The organism is Mucilaginibacter psychrotolerans (genome assembly GCF_004519315.1).
GTDB classification, from domain to species: Bacteria; Bacteroidota; Bacteroidia; order Sphingobacteriales; family Sphingobacteriaceae; genus Mucilaginibacter; species Mucilaginibacter psychrotolerans.
Genome location: NZ_SOZE01000091.1, coordinates 1 through 675 on the forward strand (window position 1 = coordinate 1; position 675 = coordinate 675).

At 45.3% G+C, this 675-nt stretch carries 1 protein-coding gene; it reads right to left on the reverse strand.

Going from position 1 to position 675, the window contains the following annotated elements; translation table 11 throughout:
- Positions 1-21: 21 nt before the first annotated feature.
- The coding region (locus E2R66_RS28625; protein WP_449406737.1) for an IS1634 family transposase at positions 22-675 on the reverse strand (654 nt) is incomplete at its 5' end.

Sequence of the window (675 nt, forward strand, 5' to 3'; positions counted from 1 at the left end):
ATTTTTTACAACTAACTGATATTAAACTAGTTGCGGCGTATCGCTTGCGGTAAATACCGATGGCAGGATGGTCAGCCCCAGCTTCTGTTGGATGAGGGTTTCCAATGGCTGGGCGGCAGAGCGCAGATAATATTCTTTGCCATCCTGTTCTATCAAACTTACCTGCATCCTTTCAATTGTTTTCCGCAGCTCTGCTTCTGTGGTCTTCACGCCTGCCCGTTCCAGCTTTAGCAAGGTATAGTTTAATAGTGTATAGGATAAGTAGCACAGGCATAAATGGCCCTCGATCCTTTTGTCTGTCCAATGGAACATAGGCCGCGTTTCCAAGTGTGACTTAAAGGTGCGGAAGGTATGCTCGATACGGTAAAGTTGTTTGTACTGTTCAAGTATAATATTTATATCGAGTGTAGCATTGTTGGTGGCTATGGCCAAAAAGCCGTCGAACCGTTCATCCTTTGCTACTTTTTGCTTGTCGAGTTCATATTTGGTTTCGCCATCTTTTTTAAGGAAGAAGCGCCCCGCCTTTTTGGCAACCAGGCTTGGGTTTTCCAAAAGTTTTTCTGCTGTTTTCAGTTTAACTTCCCTGTCATGGGCATCTTTTTTGGCCCGTTTTGCCGAATAGGTGCCAATGATAGTTCTGCCCTGAAAGGCAACGGCACAGTAGCGGACGGTAAC